Origin of the sequence: Arthrobacter sp. H14 (assembly GCF_000520495.1) — a bacterium.
In the GTDB taxonomy this organism is placed as follows: Bacteria; Actinomycetota; Actinomycetes; order Actinomycetales; family Micrococcaceae; genus Arthrobacter_C.
On the sequence record NZ_AZRX01000479.1, the window covers coordinates 1 to 5,717 of the forward strand.

At 62.7% G+C, this 5,717-nt stretch carries 6 protein-coding genes; 5 read left to right on the top strand and 1 reads right to left on the bottom strand.

Annotated features, from left to right (window positions below; translation table 11 throughout):
• The 5 genes from Y707_RS31140 to Y707_RS22520 form a co-directional block, all read left to right on the top strand.
• Positions 1–337 (top strand): hypothetical protein (locus Y707_RS31140; protein ID WP_035779842.1); only part of this gene is annotated, 337 nt, incomplete at its 5' end.
• A gap of 325 nt (positions 338–662) precedes the next feature.
• Positions 663–1,061 carry a hypothetical protein gene (locus tag Y707_RS0101405; RefSeq protein ID WP_026533787.1) on the top strand — a complete coding sequence of 133 codons (399 nt, stop codon included), beginning with the start codon at positions 663–665 and terminating at the stop codon, positions 1,059–1,061.
• A gap of 1,156 nt (positions 1,062–2,217) precedes the next feature.
• A complete protein-coding gene (locus Y707_RS0101415; protein WP_026533789.1) occupies positions 2,218–3,006 on the top strand; it encodes a hypothetical protein in 789 nt (262 codons plus the stop codon).
• Positions 3,007–3,032: 26 nt separating this feature from the next.
• Positions 3,033–3,713 (top strand): sortase domain-containing protein, encoded by a 681-nt coding sequence (locus Y707_RS0101420; RefSeq protein ID WP_253905014.1) that lies wholly within the window; start codon positions 3,033–3,035, stop codon positions 3,711–3,713.
• 72 nt (positions 3,714–3,785) lie between these two features.
• Positions 3,786–4,223, top strand: coding sequence for a hypothetical protein (locus tag Y707_RS22520; RefSeq protein WP_253905015.1), 438 nt, complete (start codon positions 3,786–3,788; stop codon positions 4,221–4,223).
• Between the two features lie 141 nt (positions 4,224–4,364).
• Here Y707_RS22520 and Y707_RS32030 read toward each other — a convergent pair whose 3' ends face one another.
• Positions 4,365–5,006: a cupredoxin domain-containing protein gene (locus tag Y707_RS32030; protein WP_216699182.1), complete on the bottom strand. Its 642-nt coding sequence runs from the start codon at positions 5,004–5,006 to the stop codon at positions 4,365–4,367.
• Positions 5,007–5,717: the final 711 nt, after the last annotated feature.

Genomic DNA, 5,717 nt, shown 5'->3' on the forward strand with positions numbered 1-5,717 from the left:
CCCCCGCACCAGCGGTACCAGCGCCGAATCCGCCTGCCCCCGCACCAGCGCCACCAGCGGTACCAGCGCCGAATCCGCCTGCCCCCGCACCAGCGGTACCAGCGCCAACCGGGACCACGACCCCGCCCGGCCCGGAACCCGAACCGACAGAACCTGCGCCCCCGCTACCGGAACCCAGCGGATCCACGCCCCCATCCTCACCCGAACCAGCACCAACCGGGACCACGGCCCCGCCCGTCCCGGAGCCCGAACCCGCGCCAACCGGGTCCACGGCCCCGCCCGTACCGGAGCCCGTGCCGAGTGGATCACTGCCTACGCAGTAACGCACCCGCCATAGAGAAAAAGGAAGGCTCTGCCCAAGCCCCGGGCCACCCCTGCTGGGCAAGGATTGCTCAACAGGCTCCTTGCTGGTTCTTCCCCGAGCCGGTAATCAGGGCATCCGTTGGGGGCGTCGCGGTGCCCTTGATCCTCGCGGCCACCGGTGCAATAGTGCAAACAGACGCCCTTGTTTGCTCAATGCGTGGAACGTGGACCGGTCATAGTCCCCCACCCTTAGGCGTCTGTGAGGAGATCGCCCCCTGTCCACCCGTGAAGTTCGAACGAAACCCAGCCTTGTCCGCTATGCCGGACGCGGGGCGATTGGCGGCCTCATCGCCGGCGCCGTGTTCATCGGCATCACGATGTGGTTCTCCGCCACTCAGGGAAACCCAGCCGCTGCGCCATTCAAACTGATCTCCTCGATCCTTCTTGGCGCGGATTCGTTGATGGCCGGGTCGGCGTCTGTGCCGCTCGGGGTAGCGATCCACGTCGTTAATTCGCTCATCTTCGGTATTATCTTCGGACTCGTCGCTGCGCGGCTGCCCAATAATGCATCCATTGCGGTGGCCTCGCTGGTATACGGGTTGGCCCTTTACCTGGTGAACTTCCAATTGATCGGACGGTTCATATTTCCTCAGTTCCAGATGCCCAACCAGCCGTTCGAGGTTCTTGCCCACCTGGTCTTCGGTTCAGTTGCGGCGCTGTTCGTTTTCCACCGGCAGGAACGCCCCCCACGCCGCTGAAAGACTGTTCCTCACCGATGACCCTGGCACGGCGGCGCGCCGTCACCATCGCCGCCCGGGCCCGGCCCCTTTGGCCCAGGCCGCCGAACCCGGCCCCGGCACCCGGACCGTCAGCAGGAAGTCAGCTTCGAGGTACAAAACGCCAATAACAGCGAGATCGAGTGTGAGCCCAACGGGGAGACCTACACCGTACGCGGGACACATCACCGGCCCTGAAGAGGCAATGGCGGACCCATAAGTTGGTGACATTGTTCCTGCATGGGCTCAGCTGCTTCGCGCGGAAGCAGGCCGGGGCCGGTCACATCACCGTCACCGTCGACCGTCTTGGTTACGATTGCTCTGACAAGTCGGCCGGGTCCGATATTTGTTTCGGTTCCCGGGCGGACATTGCCCACCAGATGGTGCAGCAGCTGCGCCAATAGCCGCAATAAGTTCTCCTCGCGGGTCTCGACGTGGCTGTATGAAAACGGTTTCGCCTCCAACTCACAGATGTCGGAGATTCCGGTAGGAGGCACCGGCCGCCGGCACTGAGTCAGACCAATCCAACGCGGGCCGGATCACCTCGGTGGAATCATCCTGGCTGCAGGAGCAACCATGTTCGGCCTCCGGCGGGCCGGCGCAAGACACGCGCAGTAAAAAACAGCCCAACCACCTGTTCCCGCAAAAAAAGGCGGCGCCCTGCATGAACCCGGGCGGCGCCACCGCACCGCTATACGGGCAGGGCAAGGTGGCACCGAGGAAATCTGTGCCTTCCTCTCAGGGGTATCCCAGGGTTGGCGTGTAGTGTAAAAAGCACCTCATGAAGGACTGATATGGGCGGGGTTTATTCATCCCCGCCGCCGGTGCCGGTAGGCAGCAAAAATCCCCGCCAGGGACATTTGCTGCTTACCGGCACTTTCACATTCGCCCTTCACGCGGGCCGAAGGCGGCTCTCCTCATTGGTTGACGGGCACTCCGGCCGTCGTCACAAACTGGTAACAATCAGTGTGCTTGGTACTGGCAGGCAACTTTTCCGTGTCATTATCGGATACAGGTGTGGCCTCTGGTACAGCGGATTGATTTCATTCCGGACCAATCCGTGACGTTGGCCACACCGAAGTACTTGTATGTGGGTCCAAGGTTTGGGCCAGCATGAACCCCTCATGAGGAGACTGTTATGAAAATGTTGAAGAAAACAATGCTTTTGGCCCCCGCCGTGGCTTTGGGTCTGACTGCTATGGCCGGTGCCCCGGCGATGGCTGATCAGGCCGACGGCTCGTACTCGACCACGTTCCAGGACATCAACAACACCGGTGCCAGCGGTGGAGCGTGGATCGATGTTACCGGCAGTGAAGCCCACGTCACGGTTGAGGCCGCTGGTCTGGCCGAGACGTTCAACGATGCACCGTTCCCGCACGTGCAGCACATCCACTCGGCTGCTGATGCTGCCGGTGAATGCCCGACGCTGCCCACCAACGATGATAACGGTGACGGCATCATCGACACCGTTGAGGGCCTGCCCTCCTATGGTGAGATCGTGACCACGTTCTCCACCTCCGGGGATACCAGCCCTGCTGCTGCAACTGACATCACGGTTGCACCTTCGGGCAGCAGCTTCACCTATGAGCGCAGCATTGAACTCAGTGCAGCAGCCCAGGATGGTCTGGCCACAGGCCAAGCTGTTGTGGTGGTGCACGGTATTGACCCTGCCGGCCTGAGCGAGGAAGCCGCCAGCGCCAAGTCCAACCTGGTTCCGGAACTGCCGCTGGCAGCAACGGCTCCGGCCCTGTGTGGTGCGCTGGAAATGCAGCCTGCCGGCGGTGCTGACACCGGTGTTACCGCTGCAGCTGCCACCAACGGTGGCAATGGCGGAAGCGAAGTCGGCATGATCGCTCTCGGTGGTGGCCTCCTCGCCGCAGCCGGTGGCGCCTACGCCCTGCGTCGCCGCATGAACGCCAACAGCTAAGGCTCACCCCTTTAGCTAAAGGATCAATGATTGCCATGATCCACAGCGAAAAGGGCCGCCGTCGCCGCCTTCGGGCGGGGGCGGCGGTCCTTTTACTGCTCCTGACCGGCTGCGGCTCCACCGGCGGTGACAGTGCCGCCCCGGACACCGAGACACCGGATTCCTCCACCACGGCGCTGGTAAGGCCCGGACCCTCGGCTCAGCCGAACAGCACGGAACAGTCATTGCCGGCCGTGGCCCCGGTGATGGAAGAGTCCCGGCCGGTCAGCTTCACCATCGACGCCCTGGACCGCGAAGCCGACATTATCGAAACCGGACTCCGCGAAGACCGGACCCTGCAAGTGCCGCCAGAACACGAGGGCGCCCCCGCAAGCTGGTTCAACGGCTCCCCCACCCCCGGCGAAGCCGGCCCTGCGGTACTGCTCGGACACGTCAACTCCACCGAAGACGACAGCGGCGTCTTCTACAACCTCGAAGCCCTGAACAACGGCGAGACCATCACCGTCACCCGCGAAAACGGATCCACGGCGGTCTTCGAGGTATACAAGAGCGAACTTTATCCAAAGAACGAATTCCCCACCATGGCTGTCTACTCCCCCACCCAAGGCGCGGAACTGCGCCTGATCACCTGCGACGGCTTCACCGAGGACACCGGCGAATTCGTCGACAACCTCGTCATCTACGCCAAACTCACCACCACCGGATAACACCGGCCCACACCAGGCGCACTTGCCGCCCCGGACAAATATGAATATCAGAAAAAGGACGCCGGCAGTAACATGAGTATGAAAAACAAGAGCGGTAACCGCAACGCTGCGCTACTGATCGCCCTGCGGATCATCATTGCCGCGGCCCTGGCCGTTGATGCGGTCATTCACCTGCAGCTGGCCGCCAATTACCAGCTGGCCGCCCCGGATGGTATCGGGCAGGGGAACCTCTTCCGCATCCAGGCCGCAGCGGCGATCCTCGCCGGACTCTACGTGTTGATCCGCGGCAGCCGCGGATCCTATGCGGCCGCCGCTGTTGTCGCACTTGCCGCGTTCGCCGCCGTCGTGCTCTACCGCTACGTGGACGTGCCCGCGATCGGCCCGATCCCTGCCATGTATGAACCAATCTGGTTCTTCGAAAAAACCCTCACCGCCATCGCCGAAGGCGCCGCCACACTCCTGGCCATCATCGGCTTCACCCGTCTCCGGAACCACAACAGACGACGCTGACAGACGAGAATGCCCCACATCGCCCACAAACCCGCCCGCTGGCGTCAAAAAAACGGTCCGGCCGCCGCGGAACCCTTGGACTCCGCGGCTGCCCGGCCGTAATCACTAACTAACTAATCCGTCCGGGAAACGAGCCTTCTCTTACGCCCGCTCTGTTGCCTTGCGCCGTACTGCGTAGGCTCCCCCCGCTGCTGCAACCAGGACGAGGCCTCCGCCAAGGGCGAGGACGCCGAGGTTGGCGGCATTGCCCGGCTCCCTCACACCAGTGTCCGCGCCACCTTCGGGCATCGGGCTGACCTGCTGCTCCATACCGGCGCCATCGTCCATCGATCCTGCGGCGTCGTCATCCATGGAGCCCTCGTCCGTCGAGCCGCCACCCATGGAACTTCCTGCGGCTTCGACCATCAGGGCCCCGGACATGTTCGGGTGGATGGTGCAGACCAAGGTGTACTCACCGGGCTCCGCCGGAGCGGTGAAGGTGCCCGTCGCACCGGCTTCAATAATGCCGGTATCGAACGCACCATCGGCGTCGGTGGCCGTGTGCGGGACGTCATCGTTATTGATGACCGTGACCGTCGCACCGGCGGCGACCGGCCCCGAGACAGCGTAGGAGAAATCATCAATAGTGACGGTCACTTCCGCAGCCTGCTTCACCGCGGAGAGTGCCGCCGGGGTATCGACCGCCGGAGTCGAAGCGGTCGCGACCGCCGCCGAACCAAGAGTCGCGCCGCCGGCAAGTGTGGCAGCGAACGCGATACTGAGGGCTTTTGTGCTGGTATTCATGATGGTGCCTTCCCGCGGCGGTCTCTTTCGGTTGGATTCGTCCTGATCGTTCGACTCGCTCTTGCGCAGACTGCACGGAGACCCACCGCTACTATCCAATTCGTCACAGACCAGCCTATCGATTGCCCGGCCCCTTGAAGAGAAACGGAAGGAAGAGCCGGTGCACGGGCCACCGGTTAGTTAGCGGGAGGTTGTTTAGGTGCTACGCCTCGATAGCATTGGCGCAGTTGCTCGTCCGAGGGCAAGTTTCGTCTCTCGTTCGACGCCGCAAATCCCGATCGGACCCAGAACCGGTGGACGACGGGGCAAGGGGATATCGTTCCCCGCACAACGCGTCCACAGAGCCTTCCAGGACGGTCGCGGCGTGGCCTGCGAATCCTGCAAGGAAAAGCTCCAGGGAGCCGGAGGCGAGGATCAGCTGCTGAAGCCGCGCCGCCACCGAAAATCTCGCTAATGTTTTCCCCCGTTACGCTCACAGTGTAGAAGGCCACCATCAGTTGCACGCCACCGGTGGAAGGCCCGTTCTTCTCTTTTCACCACAACGGCACCATCAACCCCATCTTTAATATGTATCGCAACCCACTGAGGTTGTGGGATATCCTCGGAAGGGAAGCTTGTTGATCATTTGGCCGGTCCTCATCTGGAGTGCTGGCGTGGACCTGCAGGAATCATCAACAGCGAAGTAGAGGTTTGTCGTGGATGAGCGAACGC